We start from the raw sequence: 25,404 nt of genomic DNA, 5'->3' as shown, positions 1-25,404 counted from the left end.
CCCGTCCGGGCAGCTCGGCGCTGTCACCCCGTAGGGGGACGCCGGAAAACGGTGCGGCCCCCGCCCGTCGTACGGGCGGGGGCCGGACTCGCCGGTGGCTCCCCATGGCTCTCCGCGGACCGCAGAGGCCCGTCAGGGGGCAGGTACCGCCGGGCGTCCTGCGGAGGGCGCCCGGCGGCGCCGCACAGCAAGGGCAACGGTAGCCCGGCATCCGCCATCCATGTCAGCCCGGTGTGCCGCAGATCCTGGCGTCGGAGGTACTCGTGACCGAGTTCGGCCACCACGTCGTCCCAGCGGGTCGTGTCCCGCAGCACCGCGGCGGTGAACCGGCTCCGGTGCGGACCGGTGAACAGCCGCGCCACGGGCGTGTGACGCGCCGCCTCCAGCCGGCCGGCGGCCAACTCCCGCACGGCGGGCCGCAGCGGCACCACCCGCTGGTGTCTGCCGCGGCAGGCGCGGTCGTCCAGGCCCTCGGGCTCGTGCACGGTGAAGCGCTGGACCTGCCAGGTCCAGGTGCTCATATCGATGTCCTGGGCCTGCAGGGCGGACACCTCGCTGAAGCGGGTACCGGTCCAGGCGGCGAACCGGACGATGTCGCCCCACCCCTCATAGCCGTCCGAGGACCGCTGGACGAGGGTGGTCGCCAGCCGCTCCAGCGCCGTTACGTCCGGCAGGGCCAGCGCCCTCGGTGCGGTGCGTTCGGTCTGGGCCCGCTGGTACTCCTGCTGCCAGCCGGACACCCGGGCCGGGTTGGCGTCCAGGACCCCGTCCCGCACGGCCTGTTCCAGGACCCGGACGAGGACGGCGAGGCTGTTCTTCACCGTCGACAGGCCGCACTCGTCGGCGATCCAGCAGTGCAGCGCACGGTTGACGACGCGGCGGGTGACCTTCCTGATGAGGACGTGCCCGATGCTGGGAACGACACGCAACCGCCACCCGGCCTGGTAGGGGGACATGGTCAGGGTTTCCAGGCCGTGCATCGCTGCCGGCCACCTCCGTTCCCCGTAGTCGGCGAGTGACATCGTGTGGGTGTCGGCCTCCTCCGGAAACCGGCCCCCGGCGTTATGGTTCATTGTCGAATCACCCTTGTCTGCTGAGGAGTTATTCGGTCGCCCGGTACTGATGGCGTGATTCGTCTTGAGCGCGATACCGGCGTCGAGGAATGGTGATGACTTCATGCCTGCGGACGGTGCGGTGAACTGCGGGCCCCGACGGAGAGCGCTTTGACGTGCTGTCCGCCGAGGAGGGGAACAACAGCCGTCCATGGTCGGCAAAAGAGCCGACTCCCCGGCATGCACGGCCCGTACCGGCGCCCTGCCGCGACTGCGTCACCGGTACGGAAGGATTTTGAATACCATCTTCAACTTGGTTATGCTGGAAGGACGTTGTGCGAGCGGCGAGGGCGTTGCCGGTGCCGCAGTGACTTCCGGCGTCCAGTCGTCGCCGGTCCGGCGCCTCCTATTGGCAGCAGGCCGGTTGTCGCTGCGTCCCACGCACAAGAATGACAAGCGGCGAGCTTGCTGCTGCGCACGGTTCTACAGCGCGACCGAGCAGGAGCAGTGAGCAATCAAACGCTTCATCAGTCATGAGTGGAATAAAGGCATCTCCTCAGGCCATTGCGCAAGTTGGTACGAGTTCCTTCTTTTCGCGCTGCTCCGAACGGGTGGCCTTATCGGTTGACTGTTGTAGCCCGCCGAGCCGCATGGATAACTAGTCGCATCCAACCGGTGGGCCGCCCATCCTCTCCGGGGAGCGGCACCTGGCCTACCCGTTGGCCCGGCCCAGCGCCTGGTTGCGGTCAGACCGAGATGCCGTATGGGCGTCCCCGGTAGAGGGTTTTGGATCCGTCAGCCGGTACCGATACGTCGGTACCGGCTGATCGGCCCCCCACATTCGGTCAGGGGGCTTCATGCGAACCATTTCCATTATTCGCTGGGTCAACGGTCCACGCGCCTTGACCCCGGGCCTCACCGTGACAGCACCGGCAGTTGCCCGGTCCGGCGGTGACGCGACCCTCACGACCCCGCCGCCCGGCTCGGAAACCACGCTCGTCTCCGTCGGCGACGCGACACTCGCGGCCGGCAACGTCGCCTGGGTGCCGGCACCGTCCCACAGCTGTCCGCCCCGAGCTCCGTACGACAAGAGCGCCGGCTCCGCAGGGCTCCCGCACGATGCCACGCCGGTTCCCCCGTCGCAGCTGCCCATCACCGCCGCCCCTCATGGCCCGGCGGTATCGGTCAACTCCGGCGTACTGAAGGGGAATTGTGCCGTCCGTGGCGGAGGCCGCACCTCCGGCAACGGAAGCGTGCCGACGACCGCCGGCGGCGTCGTCGGCCACCCCGTCGGCCACCCCGCCGGTCCCGTAGGGGACCTCCGCCGCGGCTCCCGTCCGGCGCTCCCCACGGGCGCAGTGGTCCCGGGCGGCACCCCGCGCCCGGCCCCCCGCCCTGCCGGCGCCCCCCTGCCCGTCTTCCGTCACGGGACAGAGCCGGCCGCCTGAGGCCGGCCGGCCACCGTTCCACCGCGTTCCGGGGCAGCCCGGCGCACTCCCCGCAGTGGTCCGGGCCCGGCCCGGCAGCCGTCCCGCAGTGATCCGCAGCCGGGTTCCCCCGACCGCACATCTGAAGCCTTCCCCCAGAAAACCACTGCGACAGAACACCGGAGGTCAGCATGGCGCAAAGAAGAATGGTGATCCTCGTCGACGGGCCGGAGGGAAACGCCCTGCCGCAGCATGCGCGCGACAATGCGGGCGATCCCATAAGGATCCTGCGGGGCAACGGGTACGAGCGTTTCGAATTCTACGGCGAATACGCGGACTTGGGCGGAGAGCCGGTCCCCGTGTACCGCTGGTGTTACCGCACAAGAATCGCCGAGTAGGTGCTGTGCGTCCCGAAGAAGAAAGAGATGTGCAGAGGAGAACGATCATGTTGAACCGCGTGAGGGACGGAGTCCTGTCGTGAACCGAGAATCTGGTAAAGACGAAAGCCGAAGCGACGACCGGAATGTTGTGGTGACCGGTGTCGGATTCTGTCTGCCCGGTCGTACGGAGCCGGTCTTCACCGCCGACGACATGTGGGACGTCGTCTCCAACGGCCAATCCTGCCTCAAGCGTGACGAGGTCTACTACGGCTCGGTCCAGCTCACCCAGGAGATGTTCGACGAGCGTCTCCCGGACGTTCCGCCGTTCTTCTCCCAGCATTACACCTCGGCGCACCGTTTCGGTCTGGTATCGATGGCGGAAGCCACCACCGATGCCGGGCTGACTTTCTGTGGCGGTGCACTGAGTGAAGCCGCCATTCTGGTCGGGCGCGGGGGTGTGGACTCCAATGTCGAAAGCTATCTTTCGGTGCTGAGTGCCGATCCCGGAAAGACCTCCGCACCGGAGGCCATGGAGTTGTTCGTCGCGGCCCAGCAAGCCGTGACACCCTCCGATGTCGCACTGGTACAAGCGGCGCTGACGCAGTCCAACGGCCCCTGCTACACCGTCTCGTGCGGCTGCGCCTCGTCCGCCGTACAGATCGGCAACGCCCGGCGGTTGATTGCCCGCGGCGAGGTCGATGTCGCGGTCGTGACCGGCGTCGACGTCTTCAACGTCCACCTCATCCAGAACATCCAGCGGCTGCTGAGCGGGGCCCAGCAGACCTACGACTCGCTCCGCACGACCGACATGCCGGAACTGCTGCCGTCCTTCAGCTCCCTCATGCGGCCCTACGACCGCCGGGCGGACTGCATCAACCACGGCGAGGGCGCGGCGACCGTGATCCTGGAAAGCCGGGAGCACGCCGCCCGGCGCGGTGCGCACATCTACGGCCAGGTGCTGGCCACCGCCATGACCCGCGACGGGCTGGCCAACCCCCTCGCGTGTGACGAGACCGGCGCGGAACTCGTCACCGCCGTCCGCCGCTGCCTCGGTGAGCGGTGGCGGATCGACGATGTGCCGTACGTCCACGGCGGCAGCGACGGCAACGTCATCGTCACCGCCTTCGAGGCGAACGCCATCAAGGAGCTGTACGGCCCGGACAACGACGTCCTGATGACGTCCCAGGAGGGCTGCTTCGGCCACAACGGCGCACCGGCCGGCTGCCTGGGCGTCGCCATGACGCTGATGATGATGGAGCGAGGGCAGGTCTGCCCCACCGCCAACTGCGAGCAGCCGGCCGACGGGCTGCCCTTCGACCCGGTCCCCGGCGTGCGGCCGCGGCCGCTCGACTTCGACTACGCGCTGAGCTTCAACTACCAGGTCGGCGGTGTGAAGAACGCCATTCTCCTCGGCAGTCCGGAAGCCGTGTGACCACGGGCAGATCACCTCCCACGTACGGAGACCCGATGAGCAACGACATGCACGGCTCGACAGCCGAGATGCGACCCACCCACGAGACGGACCAGATCGCGGTGATCGGCATGGGATGCCGGCTCCCCGGCGACACCGACTCGCCCGCCGCCCTGTGGCGGCTGCTGGTCGAGGAGCGGGACGCGGTGGGCGAACTGCCCCCGGAGCGCCGGCGCCTTGTCCCGGAGGACTCCCCCGGGCCGGGGAGCAGAGCACCGACACCCCGTCAGGGCGGCTTCCTGCGCGAGGTGACGGGCTTCGACGCCGCGTTCTTCGGTGTCGCCGGACGGGAGGCCGACGTCCTGGACCCCCAGCACCGCCTGCTGCTGGAAGTCACCTGGGAGGCCCTGGAACACGCCGGCCTGCCACCGGACCGGATGAACGGCACCCCCACGGCCGTCTTCGCCGGGATCAGCTACAGCGACTACATGGACCGGCTGGCCGGGCAGCCACAGGAACTGGAGGGGTCGATCCTGACCAACGGCCACTGCGTGGCCGCGGGCCGGATCTCCTATCTGCTCGGTCTGCAGGGACCGTGTGTGGCGCTGGACACCGCCTGTTCCTCCTCGCTGGTGGCCGTGCACATGGCACGCCGGGCGCTGATGGCCGGTGAGTGCGACCTCGCGCTCGCCGGCGGCGTCACGCTGAGCTTCCAGCCGCGCATCACCCGGTCCTTCGCCAGGATGGGCATGCTGTCGGCCGGCGGGCGCTGCCGGACCTTCGACGCCGACGCCGACGGGTTCGTCCGGGGCGAAGGCTGTGGCGTCGTGGTGCTGAAACGTCTCTCTGACGCCGTACGGGACGGTGACCGGGTCCTGGCGGTGCTGCGCGGCTCGGCCGTCAACCAGGACGGCTCGTCCGAGGGGCTGGCCGCCCCGTCGGTGACCGCCCAGAAGGCCCTCTATCAGGAGGCCCTCCGGCAGGCCGGCGTCGACCCGCGGGACGTGGGCATGGTGGAGGCCCACGGCACGGGCACCCCGGTGGGGGACCCGATCGAGTTCGCCAGCCTCGCCGACGTCTACGGCAACGGGCCGGGCCGTTGCGCCCTGACCTCGGTGAAGACCAACGTGGGGCACCTGGAACCGGCCGCCGGAATCACCGGACTGATCAAAAGCGTGCTGTGCCTGCAACGCGGCACCATCCCGGCCAATCTGCACTTCCGGCGCTGGAACCCCGCCATCTCCGCGGCGGGCACCCGCTTCTTCGTCCCCACCGAGTTGTCCGCCTGGCCCCTGAGGACGGTCACCCGGCTGGCCGCCGTGTCCTCCTTCGGCTTCTCGGGAACCAACGCACACGTCCTGCTGGAGCAGGCTCCGGAACGGCCGGCCGCCCGGCACCAGGGCTCCGGGCGGCCGGCCCAGGGGGCGTCCGAGGTCTTCCTCGTGTCGGCCGGCTCTTCGGAGGTCCTGCCGGCCGCGGCCACCCGGCTCGCGGACTGGATGGAGGGCGACGGCGCGAACGTGCCGCTGCGCGACCTCGCGCATACCCTCGCTCTCCGGCGCTGCGCGGGCCGCGGACGGCTGGGCGTGGTGGCCTCCGCACGCCGGGAACTCGTCACTTCCCTGCGGTCCTTCGCGGCCGGGCAGCGGAACCCGGCGGTCGTGACCGGCGCCGTGGGCGCCGCCGTGGAGCGGCAGCCGGTGTGGGTGTTCTCCGGCCAGGGCTCCCAGTGGCCCGGCATGGGGCGCCAACTGCTCAAGACCGAACCGGCGTTCCTCGACGCGCTGACCGAGGTCGACGAGCTCATCAGGGCACAGAGCGAGGTCTGCGTGCTCGACGTGGTGCGGCGCGGTCAGCCGGTCCACGGGTGCGGCACCGTGCAGCCGGTCCTGTTCGCGCTCCAGATCGCCCTCGCCGCCACCTGGCGCTCGTACGGCGTCGAACCCGCCGCGGTCATCGGGCACTCCATGGGCGAGGTCGCGGCGGCGGTGGTGGCCGGGGCGCTGACCCTGGCCGACGGGGTCCGGGTGATCTGCCGGCGCTCCGGGCTGCTGAGCGATATCGCGGGCTCCGGCAGCATGCTGAGCGTCGGCCTGGACGCCGCCACCGTGCGGGAAGAACTCGCGGACAGCGCGGCCGACACCGTGTCGGTCGCCGTCCTCTCCGCACCCGACTCCACCGTCGTGGCCGGAAGGACCACGGAGGTGAGCCGGCTGGCCGCCGCCTGGGAGGCCCGGAAGATCCCGGTGTTCCCGATCGCCGTGGACGTCGCCTCGCACTGTCCGCTGGTGGACCCGGTGCTGCCGGCCCTGCGGTCGGCCCTGGCCGGTCTCGATCCCCGCTCGCCCAAGGTGCCGTTCTACTCGACGGTCGTCGAAGCAGGCGAGACGCCGGCCTTCGACGCCGACTACTGGTGCGACAACCTGCGCCGCCCGGTGCGCTTCGCCGAGGCGGTGGCGGCCGCGGCGGCCGACCGGCACATGGTCTACACCGAGATCTCACCGCACCCCGTGGTCACCCACTCCGTCGAACGGAGCCTGGCCGGTCTCGTCACGGACCCCGTCGTCCTGCCCACGCTGCGCCGTGAGGAGGACGAGCAGGCCACCTTCCGCACCCAGCTCGCCGCACTGCACTGCGCCGCCGTGCCCGTGAACTGGCGGAAGCTCTACGGCGAGGGCAGCCTCGTGGACGCCCCCACCGTCACCTTCGACCGCCGCCACCACTGGGCCGACGCCGCCCCTCCCACGGAAGCCGCCGACGCCGCCCCCCGGGCCCAACTGCCCGGCCACCACACCGAATTCCCCGGCGAACCCGTGCGGCACTGCTGGCGCGCCGACACCGGCACCGAGGCGCTGCCCTGGCTCGGGGACCACCGGGTGCACGGCAACGCGGTCTTCCCGGGGGCGGCGCACTGCGCACTGGCGCTCTCGGCCGCCTGCGAGGTCTTCGGCGCGGCACCGCACGAAGTGGAGGTCACCGACGTCCACTTCACCCAGCTGCTGCGGCTGGAGGCGGAGACCGAGGTCTCCACCGTCGTGACGATGACCGCACCGGACCGGGCGCAGTGCGAGGTTCTCGCCCGGAACGAGACGGGCAACTGGGAGGTGCAGGCCGACGCGGTGCTGCACCGGCTGACCGTACGGCCCGAGCTGCGGCCCAGATCCGTCGACGCCATGAGCCTGCGCCACCCGCTGTCCCTGGAGCCGGCCGCCCTCTACGAGAGCCTGCGCCGGCGCGGTCTGGAGCACGGCCCGGCGTTCACCGGTGTCCTCGAACTGCACACCGGCCGCCACAACGACAGCTTCTGGGCCAAGGTCGGGGTCCCGCCCCAGGCCTGCACCCCGCCCCCCGGTCTGCCGGTCCACCCCGTCCTCCTCGACGTCTGCGCCCAGCTCGCCGTGGCGCCCCTGATCAACGAGGACGACCAGTCACTGGTGCTGCCGGTGAGCATGCAGGCGGTACGCATCCTCGGCGATCCCGCGAGCGCCGTGTACTGCCACGCCCACGTCAGCGAGATCACCGCGCAGGCCATCGTGGCCAATGTGCGCCTCCTGGACGACAGCGGCGCCGTGGTCCTCGTCGTCAACGGTCTGCGCTTCGCACGGCGGGCCGTACGCGACACCCCGGAGATCGACGACTGGCTCCTCGAAATCGGCTGGAAGTCCGCACCCCGTGCGACTCCGGACGGTGGCCATGCACCGGGGAGCTGGGTCATCGTGGGCGAAGCGGACGGCTCGGCCCAGGCGCTGGCCGCCGCGCTGCGCTCCCGCTGCGCCCGCACGGTGGTCTGGGACCGTCCGCTCGACGACACCTCGCTCGGGGTGTTCCGCGATGCCCTCACCGGCCGCCTGGCCGCCACCCTCGAAACGCCGCGCGGGGTGGTGCTGGTGTGCGGACGCGCCCAGGGCGGCGAGCCGGCCGTGCAGTCCTTGTGGCGCACCCGCCGGCTGCTCGGCGCGGTGCAGGCGATCACCGCCGGCTCCTCGTCGCCGCGCCTGTACGTCGTCACCCGGGGCGCCCGCAGCGTGCTGCCGGGCGACGAGGTCGACCTCGGGCAGAGCGCGGTGCGCGGCCTGCTGCGGGTCGGCGCGCTGGAACACCCCGAGATCCGGCCGGTGCTGGTGGACGCCGACCCGCACGACGCCGATCCCGAGGAAGTGGCCCTGGAACTGCTGGCGGACGCGGAGGACGACGAGGTCGCCCTGCGCGCGGGCAGCCGGCACGTCGCCCGCCTGGAACATGCCGCGCCGAACGGCGGGCAGGACCGGGCCGCCACCCCCTGCACCGTGCGCTACGGCGCGGACGGCTTCCGGCTGCGCGCGAGCCGGCTGGGCGATCTGTCGAGCCTGGAGTACGCCGCCACCGGCCGGCGCGCACCGGCGCCCGGCGAGGTCGAGGTGCGGGTCACCGCCGCCGGCCTGAACTTCCGCGATGTGCTCACGGCGATGGGCCTGCTCCCCGGCGACCTGGACGTCCGCTACCGGATCGGCTTCGAATGCTCCGGTGTGGTGAGCGCGGTCGGCGCCGGGGTGGAGCGCCCACAGGTCGGGGACGAGGTGCTCGCCGTCGATCTGCGCGGCGGAGCGTTCGGGTCCTTTCTGACGCTGCCCGCCGAAGCGGTCGCTCCCATCCCGTTCGGCATCGAACCGGTCGCCGCGGCCGGGCTGCCGATCGCCTTCCTGACCGCCTGGTACGCGCTGCGCTCGGTCGCCCGGCTCGTCGCCGGGGAGCGGGTGCTGATCCACTCGGCCACCGGCGGCACCGGTCTGGCCGCGATCGCGGTGGCCCGGCTGCTGGGTGCCGAGGTGCTGGCCACGGCCGGCAGCGAGGACAAGCGCCGCTATCTGCGGGGCATGGGCATCAGCCACGTCATGGACTCCCGCACGCTGGAGTTCGGCGAACGCACCCGCGAGGCGACGCACGGGGAAGGCGTCGATGTCGTCCTCAACTCGCTGTCCGGCGCGGCCATCCGCACGGGCCTGGAGACGCTGCGCCCCTTCGGCCGGTTCGTGGAGCTGGGGGTGCGCGACATCATGGCGGACGCTCCGCTGGGAATGCTGCCGCTGCGGCACAACATCACCCTGAGCACCGTCGACCTGATCGAGCTGCACCGCAACCGCCCCGACACCTTCGCCTCGGTGTGGAAGGAGGTGCTCGGCGCGTTCGAGGAGGGGCGGCTCAAACCCCTGCACTGCACGGAGTATCCGCTCGCGGAGGCCACCACGGCCTTCCGCACCATGGCGGCCGCCGACCACATCGGCAAGCTGGTGCTGACCGTGCCCGGCGAGGGCGACGCCCCCGCGGTGCTGCCCGAGATGGACATGCCCGTGGAGGAGGGCGGTGCCTATATCGTCACCGGCGGTCTGCGCGGCCTGGGCCTGGCCACCGCGAAATGGCTCGCGGCACACGGCGCAGGCCACCTTGTGCTCAACGGCCGCAGCGCCCCGCCCCCCGAGGTCGCGCAGACGCTCGCCACGGTGATCGGCCGGACCGCGAAGGTGTCGGTGGTCCTGGGAGACATCGCCGATCCGGATGTCGCGCAGCGGCTGGTGTCCACCGCGGTGACCGACGGATTCCGGCTGCGCGGGGTGGTGCACTGCGCCATGGTGCTGGACGACGCCGTGATCACCAACGTGGTCGACGAGCAGCTGGAACGGGTCTGGATGCCGAAGGTCGTCGGCGCCTGGCATCTCCACCACGCCACGGAGGGGCACCCGTTGGACTGGTTCGCGGCGTTCTCCTCGATGGCCTCGCTGCTGGGCAACCCCGGCCAGGGCGCCTATGCGGCGGCGAACTCCTGGCTCGACGGATTCGCGGCCTGGCGCTCCGGACAGGGGCTGCCCACCGTGGCGGTCAACTGGGGGCCGTGGGGCGAGATCGGTGTCGCCACCGACTTCAGCCGCCGCGGATACCGCACCATTCCCACGGACCACGGCCTGGCGGCGCTGCGGACGCTACTGGCCCGCCGGCGGGTGCAGACCGGGGTGCTTCCCGGCCCGCCGGACACCTGGATTCCGCCGGCCGGCCGTCATCTCCCCTTCTTCAGCGGGGTGTCCGGGCAGGCACCGCCGGACCGGACCCCGCCGCCCGAGGAGGCCGAGGACATGCGTGCCCGGCTCACCGCACTGCCTCCCGGCATGGCCAGACGGGCCGCGCTGGAAGAGCATCTGGCGGGGCATGTGCGTGACGTGCTGCGGCTGGGGGAGAGCTCGCTCGACCCGCAGACACCGCTGAAGTCGCTGGGATTCGACTCCCTGCTGGCCATGGAGCTGCGGGTGCGCATCGACCGCTCCTTCGCCCTCTCCCTGCCGAGAAACTTCGTCTGGGAACATCCGACCCTCGCCGCTCTCGCCGCCGGTGTCGCCGAGCAACTGGGCCTGGAGCTGACCGCGAACTAGGGCGCGGGTCAGCGGGGATCGCATACGCCCGGCGGGCTGTTCAACGGCCCGCCGGGCGTCAGCCTGTCCGCTTCCCCCTCGGCCTCCTGTGCACCAGGCCGCACAAGAACACCCGGGAAATCACCCCCCTCACCGCTCCTTCTCTTCCTCATCTATCTCGCGATATCGCGCAAACGGATGCCGAAATTCCGAACCGCCGTCATTTCTGGTAAGTTCTTGCCGCCTTAACTCTGGCGCCGCCTCACCCATTTCCGTCAATTACTGCCGGTAATGCACAACCGTTTTCTTATGGTGATAATATTTCGCGTCGCAATATCCCCCGCCCGCTCCCGATGCTGCACCGTGCGCCTTCCCGGGCAGACGCTCGAACTGCTTGAATTATCGGGCAAGCGAGGTCACAAAGCGGCCCGGTACGCACCGGAGGCGGCGCGGCGCACTGCGAAGCCCGTCGCCAGGACAGATCGAGCGATGGCGCTGGCCGTGCTTCATGGGGCGAAAGCGGCATCGAGGTCCATGAGGCACGTACGAAAGGGGTAGTCATGTTACCCACCACAACGCATTCGGCCGAAGTCATGGTGACCGCCCGGCATATCGCGAGCTGGCCCCAGAAAAGGAGCGCCTTGATTCCCGCCGACTGCTGGCGCTCCGCGCAGTGCGTGGTATTTCGTCTGCCGGCGGTGAAGCGGGCGGTGCCGGTCTGCCGGAACCTGGCCCGCGCCTGGCTCGACGGACAAGGAATCCACGACGACGACACACGCTATCCGGCGTTGCTCGTCCTGTCGGAACTCTTCACCAATGCCATTCAGTATTCCGCCAGCAGACGCATCACCTGTCGGATATGGAGGTCGGAGAGCCTGCTGCACATCGAGGTGCACGACCGCGGGGGGACACCGTCGGTGCCGCTGATGCGCCGCCCGGGCCAGGCCCAGGAGCACGGCCGCGGCCTGGAACTGGTCGCCAAGTCCTCCTCGCGATGGGGCCGCAGGACCGAGCCCGACAACAGCTGCACCGTGTGGGCGGCGATACCGCTGACAGCCGGCGTACGGCACGGCATGGCGCCCTAGACACCCCCGAACCGGCCCCGACGGCCGGACACCACCCGCACGCACCGTCCGGAAGGACCGGAAGCCTGCGTGCACCGCACCACACCGCACCCCAAGCGGCCGGACGGATCGCCCCCGGCGACCGGTACGCATCCGCCGCTGCACCGCAGCCCTCCGGGGCTGCTCCCTACCGCCGACGGTCAGGCAGGCACCGGCTCCGCACCACCTCCCCGCGGGACGGAACGAGCCGCCCGGCCGTCGGCACCCGTACGACGGGCAGTACGCCCGCCGTCCGCCCTTCGCGGCACGCGCGTCACCGGGGCACCCGCACACCGCTCTCCTGGACCAGCGCGTCGAATTCGCGCACCGGCTGCGCGTCACCGTACGGCCTCAGCTCATCCCTGAAGTTCTGCAGGTACCGCTCCCCGAGCGCCGACTTCAGCCGGCTGAGCAACGCCACCGCCTGCACGGCCGCCCGGCACGCCTCCTCGACGTCACCGGCCTGCACCAACGCGGTGGCGAGCAGCAGCAGATCGATGGCGCGGCGGCGCACCCGGGTCCGCGGATGCCGGGCGAGCGCTTCCTCGGCCCGGCGGGCGGCCGGACGCGGCTGCTTCAGATCCCGGTAGCAGTGGGCCAACTCGTCCGCCAGATAGGCCCGGTCGAAATGCGTGATCCACTCGGGGCTGTCCCCCGGAACGACATGCGTCATGGCTTCGGTGGCCTTGTCCGCCAGTATTTTGCACATCCGCGCGTCGCCGAGCATGGCGTAGCCGCGGGCCTCGGTCGCGTAGAACATGGACTGAGCGGCCAGCGGGGCCCGCCCCCGGGTGCCTTCCTGGGCGGCCCGTGCGAGCTGCACCGCTTCCCTGGCACAGCCGGCCCCCACGGCGAGATGGCTCAGACCGGCCGCCAGCACATAACCGCCGTAACAACGGTCGTCAGCGGCCTGCGCGAGCCGCAGTGCCTGGATGTAATACCGCTGCGCCAGGCCCGGCTGCCCGGTGTCCAGGGCCGTGTACCCGGCGAACTCCGTCAACCGGGCCGCCGCGGCATACAGTTGCCGCCCCGTGGTCTCGCCGTAGCTCCCGTCCATCAAGCCGGACAGCACACTGCTGAGGCAGGAGACCACCACCGGCCGGACGTACCCGCTGCCCACTCTGTGGTCGAGCTCGGCCAGCGCCTGGGTGGTCGCCCGGATCAGCTCCACATCGGTCATCCCCACCCGCGGCCCCAGTCGCCAGCTGCGCGCCACCTGCGGGTCCGGGGAGCTGATCAGCCAGTCCCTGCTGGGCTCCACCAACGCCGAGGCGGTCATGGCAGAACGGGATAAAAGCCCCCGGGATTCGGCGTCCATGTGCCATAGTTCACGGACCTGCTCCAGTGCCCCCTCCACGGTCGCCGCGAAGTGGAGCCCGACCCCGCAGGTCACGCTGTTGCCGTTGGCCATACCGATCTCTTCCGTCGAGACCGTGCGGCCCAGCTTGCCGCTCAGCGCCTCGGCGATGATGGCGGGAACCCGGCCGCGGGGCCGCTGACCGCTCAGCCACCGGCTCACGGAAGTCTTGTCGTACCGCAGATCCAGGCCCTGTGTCTCTCCCAGGACGTTCACCTGGCGGGCCAGAGCGGAGTTGGACAGCGAGGCTTCCTGAATGAGAGACCGCAGTCGCTGGTTGGTCTGACGCGCGACGAGTGGTCGGGCGGCCATGGTTCGCCTCCAAGCACATGCCGCCAACGCTTCACGTTGGCATATCCAGAGAGAACGGGATGGAACAGTCATTACCCAACAAGCGGGACTGAACCGCGATGACCAAAGTCAAGTAGCCGCCAGGGCGTTGCGCCGAGTAGTAAAGGTGCACCCGGGGGCTCCAGACGTCCCCCACTTGCGCCCGGCTGCCAGGTGCGCCCCTGCGGCCCCCTTCAGCGCCACCGCCCCCCACCGCGCACAACCCGCACTCCCGGGCGCCGGTCGGACGACGTGCGGGTGCCGGCGCGCGCTGCGCGCCGAGGGACGGGGGAGCAGCCTCTGCTCGTGGCCCCGGCCCGTGGCAGGCGAGCGCCGGCCCGGACCCGCCCGACAGGTCTCCGTGAGCGGCCCGACAGGCCATTCCCACCGGTCAGAGCGGTGCGACCGCCCGTCGCGGCAGGTCACAAGGCCCGCCGCCAACGGCATCGGCCGGTAGCCCCGGTCAACGGCGCGCTCCACGACCTCGCCCCGGGCACCGAAGAAACACTCGCGCTGCGACGGTCAGGTATGTGCGAGACGCTGGGGAGGGCGAAGCGTGCCCGGCAGATGCGACGGGGCGCGGGGGGCGTGACCGTCCCCGGCGACGCATGTCCGGAGTGGCACCCGCACCTAGCGAGGAAAGCGGGCTGTGATGAGCGATTCAGATACGGGTACCGCGGGGCGGACTCAGGGCGGAACGGCCCGGCCCTTGGCGATCACGCTGAGCGTCAACGATCAGGTGCGGCGGCTTGAGGTGGATCCGCGGACCTCGCTGCTCGACGCGCTGCGCGAGCATCTGCGCCTGAGCGGGACCAAGAAGGGGTGTGATCACGGGCAGTGCGGCGCCTGCACGGTGCTGATCAACGGCCGGCGCGTCAACTCCTGTCTGACGCTCGCCGTGATGCACGAGGACGACGAGATCGTGACGATCGAAGGCCTGGGCGCACCCGATGACCTGCACCCCATTCAACTCGCCTTTGTTGAGCACGACGGCTTCCAGTGCGGCTACTGCACTCCCGGCCAGATCTGTTCGGCGGTCGGCATGCTCGCCGAGGTGGCGGCGGGCTGGCCCAGCCACGCCACTGCTGACGTGGCCTCGCCGCGGGTCGTGCTGACCGATGAGGAGATCCGCGAGCGGATGAGCGGCAACATCTGCCGGTGCGCCGCCTATCCGAACATCGTCGCCGCCCTCCGCGGCATCGCGGGCGGAGGCCCGGAATGAGGTCCTTCACCTACGAGCGGGCGACGGACGCACAGGCCGCCGTCGCCGCGGTGGCCAAAACCGGCGCCAAGTTCATCAGCGGCGGCACCAATCTGCTCGACCTGATGAAGCTCGACATCGAGCAGCCCGGCCATCTGGTCGACATCAGCCGGCTTCCGTTGCGGGACATCGACGAACTCACGGACGGCGGACTGCGCATCGGCGCCCAGGCGGCGAACTCCGATGTGGCTGCCGACGCCCGGGTGCGTACGCACTATCCGGTGCTGTCGGAGGCGCTGCTGGCCGGCGCCTCCGGCCAGTTGCGCAACAAGGCGTCCACCGGGGGAAATCTGTTGCAGCGCACCCGCTGCCCCTACTTCTACGACACGGCCGCGGGCTGCAACAAGCGGCAGCCCGGCTCCGGATGCGCGGCGATCGGCGGGTTCAACCGGATCCACGCGATTCTCGGCGCCAGCGACTCCTGCATCGCCACCCACCCCTCGGACATGGCCGTCGCGATGACCGTGCTGGACGCGGAGATCGAGCTGCTCGACGCCGATGGGTCGGTACGCCGCGTCGTCATCACGGACTTCTACCGGCTGCCCGGCGACACGCCGCACATCGAGACCGTGCTGCGGCCCGGCGAGATGATCACGGGCGTGATCCTGCCCCCGCCGCCGCCGGGCCGGCAGCTCTACCGCAAGGTGCGCGACCGGGCGTCCTACGAGTTCGCGCTGGTCTCCGTGGCGGCTGTCGTCTCGGCCGACCAGGGGACGATCAGTGCGGCGCGGGTGGCCTTCGGCGGTGTGGCGCACAAGCCGTGGCGGTCCGTGGAGGCGGAGGCCGCGTTGACCGGCCGTCCCGCCACGATGGCCACGTATCGCACCGCCGCCGAGGCCGCGCTGCGCGATGCCGTGGGGCAGGGGGACAACGACTTCAAGATCGAGCTGGCCAAGCGCACGCTGTGCCGCACGCTGGCGCAAGCGGCCCGGTCGAGCTGAGGAGCCGAGATGATCGGGCAAGCATTGAACCGCGTGGACGGCCCCTTGAAGGTCACCGGCCGAGCCACCTACGCCTACGAGAACTGGGAAGCCGGCCAACCCCTCTACGGGGTCGTCGTCGGTGCGACCATCGGCAAGGGCCGCATCACCAGGATCGACACCGAGAGTGCCGAAAGCACACCCGGCGTACGCATGGTGATGACCCATCACAATGCCCCGGTGCAAGGCCCGCGTGTGGAGTCCGTCCCGATCGAGTACTGGCGCGCCCAGCCGGCGCTGACCGGCCCGGACGTTCACCATTACGGCGAGCCGGTGGCACTCGTCGTCGCCGCGACCTTCGAGCAGGCCCGAGCGGCGGCCGAACTCGTGGACGTGGAGTACGCCGCCGGGCACGGACGGTTCGACTTCGCCGCGCACGAAGGCGAGGCGTACGCCCCGAAACAGACCAATGCCGGACTGGCCACCGACACCGCGGTGGGCGATTTCGACGCCGGATTCCGTACCGCTGCCGTGCGGGTCGATCAGCGCTACACGACGCCGTACGAGCTCTCGATGCCGATGGAACCGCATGCCTGCCTGGTGGCACCGCGTGGCGAGGACCTGGACGTCTACGTCAGCTGCCAGATCGTCGATGCGGCGCGGGCCTCGGTCGCCGCCACGCTGCGGATCGACCCGGAGCGGATTCACATCGTCACCCCCTTCGTCGGCGGGGGATTCGGCTCCAAGCTGGGCATCCACGCCGAGACGATCCTCGCGGCGCTCGCCGCCCGCACGTTGCGCCAACCGGTCAAGGTCGCGCTGACCCGGCAGCAGGTCTTCCAGCTCGTCGGCGTGCGCCCCACCTCGAGCCAGCGGGTTCGGCTGGGAGCGGGGCGCGACGGACGGCTGGCGGCGATCGCCCATGACGTCACCATGCACACCAACCCCGACATGGAGTACGCCGAGCAGACCGCCGCCACGACCCGCAGCCTCTACGCCGCGCCCCACCGGTTGACGAGCCACCGGCTGGCGCCGCTCGACCTGCCGCGCGGGTCGGACGTCCGCGCGCCGGGCGAGGCGCCGGGCATGCTGGCGGTGGAGTCGGCGATGGACGAGCTGGCCGATGCGCTCGGGATGGACCCGGTTGAGCTGCGGATCCGCAACGAGCCCGCCGTCGATCCCGAGCGGGACGTGCCGTACAGCGACCGGCACCTGGTCGACTGCCTGCGCGAAGGCGCGCGCCGGTTCGGCTGGGAGGGCCGTCCCGCCACCCCGGCGAGTGTGCGCGAGGGACGCCGGCTGGTCGGCTACGGCATGGCCGCCGCCATCCGCGGGCACTTCCAAGGGCCGACAACGGTGCGGGTGCGGTTGGCGGCGGACGGCACCGCCGTCGTCCAGACGGACATGACCGACATCGGCACCGGCACATACACCATCCTCACGCAGGTCGCGGCCGACGGACTCGGACTGCCGCCCGACCGGGTGCGGATCGAGCTCGGGCGTTCCGGGTTCCCCTCCAGCTGGGGGTCCGGGGGCTCGTGGGGCGCCGCCAACTCGGGCACCGCGGCGCATCGGGCGTGTGCGGCCCTGCGCGAGGAGCTGCTGGTCGCGGCGCGCGACGACGCGCGCTCCCCGCTGCACGGACTGGACCCGGCAGACGCCGTGTTCTGCGACGGCGCGGTGCGCATCGGTGGCGCGTCCGAGGCGCTGAGCGAGATCGTCGCCCGCCACCGTCCCGAAGGGATGGAGGCGGAGGGTGAGACCCGCTTCATGGGCGACGATCCGAACTACGCGGACTACTCGATCCACACCTACGGGGCCCACTTCGCCGAAGTCGGGGTCGACGCGGACACCGCCGAGATCCGGCTGCGGAGGATGCTGGGCGTGTTCTCCGTGGGGCGCGTGCTCAACGCGAAGACGGCCCGCTCGCAGCTGATGGGCGGCATGATCTGGGGGGCCGGCGCGGCCCTCGAAGAAGAGGCCGTGGTCGACCCGCGATCCGGCGCCTTCGTCAACCGGGATCTCGCGCAATACCTGGTTCCGGTCCATGCCGACATCCCCGACGTCGACGTCGTCGTCCTCGACGGGTACGACGACAAGGCGAACCCCCTCGGCGCCAAGGGCGTCGGTGAGCTGGGTATCTGCGGGGCCGGTGCGGCGGTCGCGAACGCGGTGTTCAACGCCACCGGGCTGCGCGTGCGCGACTTCCCCATCACGCTCGAGAAGGTGTTGCCCGCTCTGCCGCCGATGTCCGTGTGACCGGGCGGAGGGACAAGGGCGTCGAAAGAGAGGCCTCAGGTGGCCGTCGGTTCTGGGGCCGACTCGACGACGGCGGCCAGGTCCGCGCCCGCCCGGAGCAGCGCCACGCTTCGTGTGGCGATCCCCTCCAGGCGTTGCCGCAGGATGCGCTGGGCCTCTCCCACGCCGTCGAGCCGGTGCAGGGAGCCCAAGATCTCGCGCACTGCGGGAATCCCGTAGCCGGCGCCGCGGAGAGCCACGACGATGCGGGCCGCTCCGATGGCCGGCAGACCGTAGCGACGGGCTCGCAGTGACGTCACCCGCTCGGGCATGACAAGCCCTTCCTGCTCCCAGAACCGCAGGGTCGAGGGACGTACGCCGAGCGCTCCGGCGAGCTCCGTGATCGTCATCGCGTCACTCTCCCGCTCGAACTCGGTCGTGTGGGCTTCGGCCCGGGTCGCGCGCAGCGCTCGCTGCGCGCGCAGAGCCTCCTCGCGTTCCCGGGCGAGCCGCACATGGACCGCGTTGACCGCCGAGGCCGCCTCCGCGGTCGTCCCGGTGCGCAGCTGCGCGAGCAGCTGCCGGGCCACGACAGGCCCCACGGCGCCCGCGAGCCCTCGATAGGCCCGTAGCGCGTGCACATGAAGCGGTGTGTAGGAGCGGTAGCCGTTGTCCGATCGAGCGGCCGGCGGGAGAACCCCCAGCCGCTCCAGGTCGCGAACCTGTTGCACCGAGTACCCCGACGCTCTCGCGACATCGACGGTCCGGAGCGGTATCCGCTGCGGACCGCTCCCCGGCTCGCCCATCGCCCAACCCCACATAAGCACTTGAAGGTGATGCTTGAACCATGAGTATGGAACAGATCCTCGCGGCCGTGCGGGGCTTCGCCGGCGCCCTCGTGGTCGCCCCGGCGCCGGGCGGCGACTTCCCCGAGCTCACCTGGGGTGACGCCTTCTTCTACTACGCCCCCGACAGGCAGCTGCCGCAGAACGTCCCACCGTACGGAACGATCGTCACCAAGAACTATCCCGACGACGACGCTTCCGGCCTTGCCGCGCCGGGCCGTTGGCGGGTGAACATCCACGTCGCCCGTACGACGTTCCGGGAGCTCACCGGCGAAGAGCCCGGCAATCTCACCAGGGCCCGCGACTACGCAGCCGCCGACAGCGTGATGCCGCACCCGGTATACGGGGCCCTCGGCTGGATCGCGGTCGTCAATCCCGGCGAGAGAACGACGGACACGGTCGTGCACCTTCTCCGCGGCGCCCATGACGCGGCCGGTGCCAGGTTCGCGCGGCGGTATGAGGGCATACGGAGCCCTCGGCCTTGACCGTCAGGTCCTCGGTTGCGACGACGTGGCGGTGACCGGCTGCGGTGGCGCGGCAGGCTTCCGGCGCGGGGGTCACCAGATGGCGGCGCCCGGCAACCACGGCATTGTTTGCACTGACCGGACTGGCCTGCATCCAACGCATCATCACCGACCTCGCCGTCATCGACGTCACCCCCGCCGGCCTCGCCCTGATCGAACTGGCTCCAGAGGTCACCGTCGAACACGTCCGCCGCCTCACCGGGCCCGACCTCCACCTCGCCCTGACACCCCCAGTCGCCCCAACGCCCCCCAACACCGCCGAAGCACGCTGACACCCGAGGCCACCGCCACCACGAGGCCGCCAAACGAGCCGAGTTGACCTTCCGGGAGACCGATGTGTGCGGCGCCGCGAGCCTCCTCGACGAGCCCGAGGCGAACCAGGCCGAAGCCAGTGGCTGCTGCGCCGCCCCGGCCCCCACCTCCACCGCGTCGCGCGCGGTGACCCGCGCGCATGGCCCCGTCCTGGGGGGGACGGGCCGCGGTCACTCCTCGACATCGACTCCGTATCCGCGTACGAGACCGTCGAGGCCGTCGTCGTAGCCCTGTCCGATGACCCGGAGGCGCCAGACGGGACCTCTGCGGCACCTCTCCGCCAGGAGCATGGTGCGCTGGGTGGTCGCTGCGTCGAGGGCGGGCTGAGCGAGAGGGCGGGCGCTGTTGTCGCGCCCCGCGGTGACCTGGATCGCGCCGACCTCGTCGACGGTGGGAGCGCCGTCGAGGGCGGCCGCGATCACGACCTTGCGGACCGAGGGCGCAAGCGCGGTGAGGTCGGCGGTGATGGTCTGTTCGGTCGGTCCGTCGGCCGGCAGACGCAGCGTGCCGTCAGGGCTTTCCGGCGCACCGTAGAAGATGAAGTCCTCGTCGCGGGAGACCTGTTCGTCCTCGTCGACGAGGACGAACAGGTCTCGAGGACGGCCTCACAGGTGGTCTGCTGCGCCCACGAGGCGGTGAGCTGCCAGAGGGATGAACGCGCCTGGTTCGGCAGGTCGACGACGCCGCCGCGCGGCAGGACGAGCGGGCCCTGCCGTCCGGGGCCCGGGTGCGGGACGCGTGCGATGGCAGGGGCGTCGAGCCACTCGTCGGTGTAGGTGGGGATCTCCAGGGCGTCGACGCGGCGCATACGGCGGTCTGCTTCACCGCCTGCGAGGAGGGCCACGTCGGTGACGCCGGCGGACAGGTTGATCGCTGCGGCCCCGCCCAAATCGACGATGCGGGTGCGCGTGGCGGCGGCGTTCGGGTGGGTGCCGCCCAGGACGAGTACGCGTCGGCCCGACAGCGGCTCGGCCGCGAGGGCCGGCCCGGTTCGAGAGGCGCGACGCCGTTTCGCTGGGCGCGGCCCACACGGGAAGGGCCCCTCATCGCCCAATCCGGTGAGGAGTCCTTCTGTGTGCGTGCTGTGCTCAGTCGTTGTATTCGTCGTCGATCTCGTCTTCGATAGTGCCGATCATGTCCAGCAGGTGTTCTTCCACCGGGTGGCCGTAGTCGTCCTCTCCCACGTACAGGGAGAGCAGCGAGCCCATCGGGTACCACGCTTCACCATCGTGGTCGGGAAGTTTCGCTGGGGCGACCACGAACGGGGTCTCTGTCACCCACTCGCCGGGCTCGGTGAACAGTGCCGGCGAGGTGCCTTCGACGGGGCGGCACGGCTCGTAGCCCCATACCATGCCGAAACGCTGACGCAGAAGCTCACCGATGTACCACACCGCGCCTTGAATGAACTCGCCGGTCCTGGCCTCCGATACCTGCTCATGCGTCTCGTACCGGGACCGTACGAGGTCTTCCAGCGTCTCCAGTGACGCATCGCTGAAGTCCAGGTCTTCGACGATGCCGGTGCTCTGGGACCAGCGCTCGAACGTGGCTGCTCGCTCGTTCAGCCACGCCAGCAGCTCCGGGTGCTGCCGTGGGTCGCTGCCGTGGTCTATGCGGTCGCTCATAGATGTCACTGTAAGCAACTGGTCCTGCTGCGAGGGAACTGCCCGCAGTAATAGGCGAGTTGGAACATGCTGCAGCCGGTATCCGTTGTGCGATCCGACAGTTGTGCCTCTACTCTGGGGGGTTGGCGGTGGCATGTCACGGGGGCCCGCACCGCCCGACCACCTGTCCCGAGAGCCCCCAAAGCAGGGACATACGTGATCACTCACTTACGCGTACGCACACGATCCCGCCTGCCCAAGGCCCTCGCGGTCCTGGCCGGTGCGGGCATCATGGTGACCAGCCTTCCCGGCCTGACCGGAGCCGGCTTCGCCGCACCCGGGAACACCGCCCACTTCACTACCGGCAAGCGCTGCGACGAGATGCATCTGGGCAAGAAGTTCCCGCGCACCCCGGCGAACTCCGGAGCGCCCGGAAGCGGCCAGTACGACGTTCACCAGGGCCTGCCCGAGGAGTACTTCTTCGGTCACGACGCCAAGGGATTCGACGCGCTTCCGCCTCCCACGCCGCAGCAGAAGGCCCAGATCAAGGGCACCGACAAGAAGTCTCTCGACAAGGAAATCGCCGACTGGGACGCCAAGTACGCCAAGTCCGGCGACGCGGACGACAAGGCGATGGCGATCTACGCCCGCCACAAGCGGAACCAGGTGACCGCCAGTCGCCCCACGAAGGACTTCAAGCGCTGGCTGAAAAACAAGTACATCACCAACCAGCAGAACAACCACAAGGGCTCGGCTTTCGAACGCAAGACCGTCAAGGACTTCAACATGGTCGGTCCGGACTGGTTGTGTGAAGTCACCGTCGAGATCCGCGACAAGGACGGCAAGCTCGTCGCCCGCCGCAAGTACGACGCCTACAACCAGAACAAGGGCCAGTTCGGCGAGTTCAAGTCCGACGGCAAGTACCGGCGCCACCAGTACAAGGCCGACGAGATCATCCTGCGGCACAAGGATCCGGTGGATCCGAAGAAGGACTTCACGAAGAACAAACTCGTCATGTACGCCGGCGAGAAGATCAATAACGCCACGCGTACCAACTACCGTGATCTGAACAAGGCCCTCCAGGCTGAGCCCGGACGGGCCGGCAACCCGGTCCGCATCTACCAGCGTCAGGCCACTGGCAAGGGCGTCTTCAAGCAGACCAAGTACACCCGCTCTTACCCGGTGATGAACCCCAACCCGAACAAGGGGTCCATGGGGCCGATCAACAGCGCGGCGTTCGACTCCGGCAAGACCTTCAAGGAAGCCAAGCAGTACCAGCGCGAGTACATTCGCGCCAACACACGCAGCGCTCTTGGACGCGGCCCCGGGGGCGTGGATTTCTCCACCCTGGAACTCCAGTACGTCGGCAACCCGGTCAAGGGCAAGGGCCTGGACTACTCCTTCAAGGCCGGCTACATGCCCGACGAGGACAACACGCCCGGCTACGGCGGACAGGCCAAGCTCCGGCTCGCCTCCGACGCCATGTTCACCTGGCTCGCGCTCACGCCGGACAAGTTCTGGGTCAACCTCAACCCGGACCAGCCCGACAAGATCATGGACCCGACGTTCGGGAAGACCGACGCCGGCCGTGTCCTGCTCCAGGCCGACCTTCAGATGAAGCACGACTACGCCCGCGACATGGACCCCCGCAAGGACCCCGGCAAGAAGTACTGGGACGCCATGCGGGCTGCGGGATTGCCCTGCGGGCACTCCATACGGAACTGGATCGTGCCCAAGCCGGCCAAGGTCCGCGTGGACGAGAACGGCATCTACATCCTGGACGCACCGCTCAAGGTCAAGTCCGCGCCGATCGACTTCACCACGCCCAGCCCCAACGGCAAGTGCGACCTGACCAAAGCTCAGGTCCAGACCTCCCAGCGACTGGTTAACCAGTACATCCTCCCGGACGTCGAGAAGAAGGTGAACAGCTCTCCCGAGTACAAGGACCTGCGGCGCGTCTACAAGTCCCGCGTGGCCGCGGAGTACATCCGTCAGCAGGACAAGGACCGCCCCTCCGACTTCCACCCGATCATCAACAGCAACACCGTCAAGCGGTGGCCGCTGCGGGATGCCAACAAGAACTGGACCCCGCGCCAGACCTACGACGATTACGTGAAGTCATTCACCAAGGGCGACTACAGCTACCCGTGCGAGTACAACGGGCAGCAGAAGATCTGCATCATGGGCGGCGTGGACTTCTCCAAGCAGCCCGAGCGGAAGATCAGCCGGATTCGCTTCCAGATCGAGCACCCGCGCCTGGACACCACCACCAAGACGTCCGTGCGCGCGGAGACGTCCTACCGCAACACCGAGACCGCCTACCTCGGCGGCAACGGCTCCGGCCGGCTCCCGGACGGCGGCCAGCCGGACCCCACCCCGACGCCGACGCCGACGAAGGACCCTTCCACCCAGCCGACCACCCACACACCGGCACCCAGCACCCCGCCGACCGGCGGCGGTGAGCACCCGTCCGTACCGCCGAAGGCCCCGGACGGAAGCCTCCCGAACACCGGATCCAACACCCCAGTCGGCCTGATCACGGGCATCGCAGCCGCGCTCGCCGCAGCCGGCGCCGCCCTGATCTGGTGGATGCGCCGCCGTAAGACCGCCGAGGACTGATCCGGCAACAATCAGCACCCACTAGCCCGGCCCCCAAACCGCTCCCGAGCGGTTTGGGGGCCGATATCTTTTGGGTGCGGCTCGTTTCGGGTGCAGATTGTGATCAAGCAGTCAGGTCGTAGTCCTGCTGGTCGGGTGTGGGGGAGAGGCGCTGGTGCTCGCGCGTAGCGTGAAAGCACCAGTAGGCGGCTCAGCCCTTCCCTGCAGAAGGCCAACACCGTCCGCTACCGCGTCCGGCACGCCGCCGAATTCTCCGGCCTCTTTTGCGAACCCCACCGAACGCCTCCTCACCCGCCTCTGACACGAGCCGACCGTCTGGTTGCACGGCCGACCGCCCACCATGTGCTTGTCCGCCATTGCGGCACCGCACTACCTTGCCGATGTGGATCTCTTCTCACGCTCTTGGACGGCGTTGCGCACGGCGGCCGGCGAACTCCCGGACGAGGACTTCGCGCAGCCCACAGGCTGCTCCGCACGGACTGGCACTTCCGGCAGGGGGTGACGGTGGGGCCTTCCTCGTGTGCTGTGGTGGCACCCGCCCTGCAGCGGCTCAGGCCGCGCCGACGCACCGCAACCCCGGGCGAACTGGCGGTAGGCTCCGCGCTTCCCGTCGGCCACGTCGCGGCCGGCATCGCCACCGTCAGCCGGAGAAGGCAGCCGAGGTTCAACTGCCCCTGAGCAAGCCATCAGGGACCGCGTGATCTCCGGCCGTGGCCACGCGTGTGCCACCCGCAACGCCCCCTTCGCCGCCGCCGTTGCGTCACACCGCAGCGGACGCCGCTGCGTAACGCCAGGGCCGTCATATCACCGCGACCGCTCGCTGGCATCAGGCCCTTTGGACTTACCCCTTCCAGTTCCTCCCAGGGCGCCGGGCCGCGCACGCTGATCGCGGCTCGTGCCTCTTGTTCCGAGCGCCGGACACTGGTCGTGGCGGCGACAGTGCGCTTCTTTTCGGTAGGGCCCGGCTACGGCCGGGCCCTACCGCTATGTCCGTACGTCGTTCAGGCGAGGAGAAGGGGCAGAGACGCAGCCGATGCGTGCTGTCCCGTTGTCTCGGGGCCCGAAGCGACTCCCCCGGTCCCCGGTGAGCCGGGCGCGCAAAGCCAGCGGGCACACCAAAACTTCGGGACGTTTTCGGGAAGAACAGCCGCCAAAACCCGCCCCGGACGGGTTCCAGCCGGACAGTCCCGGCTGATCCGGCCCGCTCCGCAACAAGAGCTCCCAGGTCAAGAAATGGCCTCTGACCAGCAAAAAGACCCTCCCGAAGGAAGGGTCTTGAAAAGCGCCCCCGGCAGGACTCGAACCTGCGGCCAAGTGCTTAGAAGGCACCTGCTCTATCCACTGAGCTACGGGGGCCGGGTGTGGACGTGGATCACGGACCGCGGACAAGGATAGAGGTCCGGGTGCCTCGTCCCGGTTGCTTCACCTCCGTGGCACGTTGTGGAGGTTCGGTGAAGCGGTCCCGATAATCGCAGGCAGGTACGAATCCTGCACCGCTTTTGGCGTCTCGTGCGGCGGGTGTTGTGCACTCGTTATGCCTGTACCTCACTTGTCGCGAACGTCCTATGCATCACTCATCCCGTTCTGTGGGGGTTCTCGCGGCGCGCACAAGGGGTTATACGCTTCAAAAACCCAACGAAATTGGGC

15 protein-coding genes, 1 tRNA gene and 1 pseudogene are annotated in these 25,404 nt (G+C 69.9%); 11 read left to right on the top strand and 6 right to left on the bottom strand.

The window, feature by feature from the left end; translation table 11 throughout:
* Positions 1 to 23: 23 nt before the first annotated feature.
* Positions 24 to 1,073 (bottom strand): tyrosine-type recombinase/integrase, encoded by a 1,050-nt coding sequence (locus ACGFWI_RS14105; protein WP_393906219.1) that lies wholly within the window; start codon positions 1,071 to 1,073, stop codon positions 24 to 26.
* Between the two features lie 1,597 nt (positions 1,074 to 2,670).
* Here ACGFWI_RS14105 and ACGFWI_RS14100 point away from each other — a divergent pair.
* The 4 genes from ACGFWI_RS14100 to ACGFWI_RS14085 all read left to right on the top strand — a co-directional run bounded on the left by ACGFWI_RS14100 (position 2,671) and on the right by ACGFWI_RS14085 (position 11,732).
* Positions 2,671 to 2,877: a DUF5988 family protein gene (locus ACGFWI_RS14100; RefSeq protein ID WP_393906218.1), complete on the top strand. Its 207-nt coding sequence runs from the start codon at positions 2,671 to 2,673 to the stop codon at positions 2,875 to 2,877.
* 130 nt (positions 2,878 to 3,007) lie between these two features.
* Entirely contained in the window at positions 3,008 to 4,291 is a 1,284-nt protein-coding gene (locus ACGFWI_RS14095; RefSeq protein ID WP_393906341.1) for a beta-ketoacyl synthase N-terminal-like domain-containing protein, read from the top strand.
* A 35-nt stretch (positions 4,292 to 4,326) separates the two neighbouring features.
* Positions 4,327 to 10,668 (top strand): SDR family NAD(P)-dependent oxidoreductase, encoded by a 6,342-nt coding sequence (locus ACGFWI_RS14090; protein ID WP_393906217.1) that lies wholly within the window; start codon positions 4,327 to 4,329, stop codon positions 10,666 to 10,668.
* Positions 10,669 to 11,207: 539 nt separating this feature from the next.
* Entirely contained in the window at positions 11,208 to 11,732 is a 525-nt protein-coding gene (locus ACGFWI_RS14085; protein WP_393906216.1) for an ATP-binding protein, read from the top strand.
* A 292-nt stretch (positions 11,733 to 12,024) separates the two neighbouring features.
* On the opposite strand, the gene ACGFWI_RS14080 is transcribed toward ACGFWI_RS14085, so the two are convergent.
* The gene (locus ACGFWI_RS14080) at positions 12,025 to 13,419 is read right to left on the bottom strand and encodes a transcriptional regulator (protein ID WP_393906215.1); all 1,395 of its coding nucleotides are present in this window, start codon (positions 13,417 to 13,419) and stop codon (positions 12,025 to 12,027) included.
* Between the two features lie 670 nt (positions 13,420 to 14,089).
* On the opposite strand from ACGFWI_RS14080, the gene ACGFWI_RS14075 reads away from it, so the two are divergent.
* Genes ACGFWI_RS14075 through ACGFWI_RS14065 form a run of 3 tightly spaced genes read left to right on the top strand, consistent with a single transcriptional unit; the run spans position 14,090 to position 17,877 of the window.
* Complete coding sequence (locus ACGFWI_RS14075) at positions 14,090 to 14,659, top strand: 2Fe-2S iron-sulfur cluster-binding protein (RefSeq protein WP_393906214.1); 570 nt, start codon at positions 14,090 to 14,092, stop codon at positions 14,657 to 14,659.
* On the top strand, positions 14,656 to 15,639 hold the full coding sequence (locus ACGFWI_RS14070; protein WP_393906213.1) for an FAD binding domain-containing protein: 984 nt from the start codon (positions 14,656 to 14,658) through the stop codon (positions 15,637 to 15,639). Before ACGFWI_RS14075 ends, ACGFWI_RS14070 begins: the two co-directional genes overlap by 4 nt.
* A 9-nt stretch (positions 15,640 to 15,648) precedes the next feature.
* Positions 15,649 to 17,877, top strand: coding sequence for a xanthine dehydrogenase family protein molybdopterin-binding subunit (locus ACGFWI_RS14065; protein WP_393906212.1), 2,229 nt, complete (start codon positions 15,649 to 15,651; stop codon positions 17,875 to 17,877).
* Positions 17,878 to 17,912: 35 nt separating this feature from the next.
* On the opposite strand, the gene ACGFWI_RS14060 is transcribed toward ACGFWI_RS14065, so the two are convergent.
* Entirely contained in the window at positions 17,913 to 18,662 is a 750-nt protein-coding gene (locus ACGFWI_RS14060) for a MerR family transcriptional regulator (protein ID WP_393906211.1), read from the bottom strand.
* A gap of 47 nt (positions 18,663 to 18,709) precedes the next feature.
* Between ACGFWI_RS14060 and ACGFWI_RS14055 the strand changes: the two genes are divergently transcribed.
* Both ACGFWI_RS14055 and ACGFWI_RS14050 read left to right on the top strand, forming a co-directional pair.
* Positions 18,710 to 19,186, top strand: coding sequence for a DUF6194 family protein (locus tag ACGFWI_RS14055; protein WP_393906340.1), 477 nt, complete (start codon positions 18,710 to 18,712; stop codon positions 19,184 to 19,186).
* 104 nt (positions 19,187 to 19,290) lie between these two features.
* Complete coding sequence (locus tag ACGFWI_RS14050) at positions 19,291 to 19,497, top strand: hypothetical protein (protein ID WP_393906210.1); 207 nt, start codon at positions 19,291 to 19,293, stop codon at positions 19,495 to 19,497.
* A 210-nt stretch (positions 19,498 to 19,707) separates the two neighbouring features.
* On the opposite strand, the gene ACGFWI_RS14045 is transcribed toward ACGFWI_RS14050, so the two are convergent.
* Together ACGFWI_RS14045 and ACGFWI_RS14040 are read right to left on the bottom strand one after the other, a co-directional pair.
* Positions 19,708 to 20,076: a TerD family protein gene (locus ACGFWI_RS14045; protein WP_393906339.1), complete on the bottom strand. Its 369-nt coding sequence runs from the start codon at positions 20,074 to 20,076 to the stop codon at positions 19,708 to 19,710.
* A 549-nt stretch (positions 20,077 to 20,625) separates the two neighbouring features.
* The gene (locus ACGFWI_RS14040; RefSeq protein ID WP_393906209.1) at positions 20,626 to 21,159 is read right to left on the bottom strand and encodes a hypothetical protein; all 534 of its coding nucleotides are present in this window, start codon (positions 21,157 to 21,159) and stop codon (positions 20,626 to 20,628) included.
* Positions 21,160 to 21,354: 195 nt separating this feature from the next.
* Here ACGFWI_RS14040 and ACGFWI_RS14035 point away from each other — a divergent pair, with 195 nt between their 5' ends.
* Positions 21,355 to 23,757: an LPXTG cell wall anchor domain-containing protein gene (locus ACGFWI_RS14035; protein WP_393906208.1), complete on the top strand. Its 2,403-nt coding sequence runs from the start codon at positions 21,355 to 21,357 to the stop codon at positions 23,755 to 23,757.
* A gap of 382 nt (positions 23,758 to 24,139) precedes the next feature.
* A pseudogene (locus ACGFWI_RS14030) lies at positions 24,140 to 24,229 on the top strand (maleylpyruvate isomerase); the annotation flags it as partial.
* Between the two features lie 811 nt (positions 24,230 to 25,040).
* On the opposite strand, the gene ACGFWI_RS14025 reads toward ACGFWI_RS14030, so the two are convergent.
* Positions 25,041 to 25,113: transfer RNA gene (locus ACGFWI_RS14025), tRNA-Arg, on the bottom strand.
* Between the last annotated feature and the right edge of the window lie 291 nt (positions 25,114 to 25,404).

The sequence above is a fragment of the Streptomyces sp. NPDC048434 genome (genome assembly GCF_043200375.1).
Lineage (GTDB): Bacteria > Actinomycetota > Actinomycetes > Streptomycetales > Streptomycetaceae > Streptomyces.
Note: the sequence above shows the minus strand (reverse complement) of the source record. Positions and strands in the feature narration are given on the sequence as shown.

What these genes read in the sequence shown, in the direction of transcription:
- ACGFWI_RS14105 (WP_393906219.1), bottom strand. Translation starts at nt 1,073, where the DNA reads ATGAACCATAACGCCGGGGGCCGGTTTCCGGAGGAGGCCGACACCCAC.
- ACGFWI_RS14100 (WP_393906218.1), top strand. Translation starts at nt 2,671, where the DNA reads ATGGCGCAAAGAAGAATGGTGATCCTCGTCGACGGGCCGGAGGGAAAC.
- ACGFWI_RS14090 (WP_393906217.1), top strand. Translation starts at nt 4,327, where the DNA reads ATGAGCAACGACATGCACGGCTCGACAGCCGAGATGCGACCCACCCAC.
- ACGFWI_RS14085 (WP_393906216.1), top strand. Translation starts at nt 11,208, where the DNA reads ATGTTACCCACCACAACGCATTCGGCCGAAGTCATGGTGACCGCCCGG.
- ACGFWI_RS14080 (WP_393906215.1), bottom strand. Translation starts at nt 13,419, where the DNA reads ATGGCCGCCCGACCACTCGTCGCGCGTCAGACCAACCAGCGACTGCGG.
- ACGFWI_RS14075 (WP_393906214.1), top strand. Translation starts at nt 14,090, where the DNA reads ATGAGCGATTCAGATACGGGTACCGCGGGGCGGACTCAGGGCGGAACG.
- ACGFWI_RS14070 (WP_393906213.1), top strand. Translation starts at nt 14,656, where the DNA reads ATGAGGTCCTTCACCTACGAGCGGGCGACGGACGCACAGGCCGCCGTC.
- ACGFWI_RS14065 (WP_393906212.1), top strand. Translation starts at nt 15,649, where the DNA reads ATGATCGGGCAAGCATTGAACCGCGTGGACGGCCCCTTGAAGGTCACC.
- ACGFWI_RS14060 (WP_393906211.1), bottom strand. Translation starts at nt 18,662, where the DNA reads ATGGGCGAGCCGGGGAGCGGTCCGCAGCGGATACCGCTCCGGACCGTC.
- ACGFWI_RS14055 (WP_393906340.1), top strand. Translation starts at nt 18,710, where the DNA reads ATGGAACAGATCCTCGCGGCCGTGCGGGGCTTCGCCGGCGCCCTCGTG.
- ACGFWI_RS14040 (WP_393906209.1), bottom strand. Translation starts at nt 21,159, where the DNA reads ATGAGCGACCGCATAGACCACGGCAGCGACCCACGGCAGCACCCGGAG.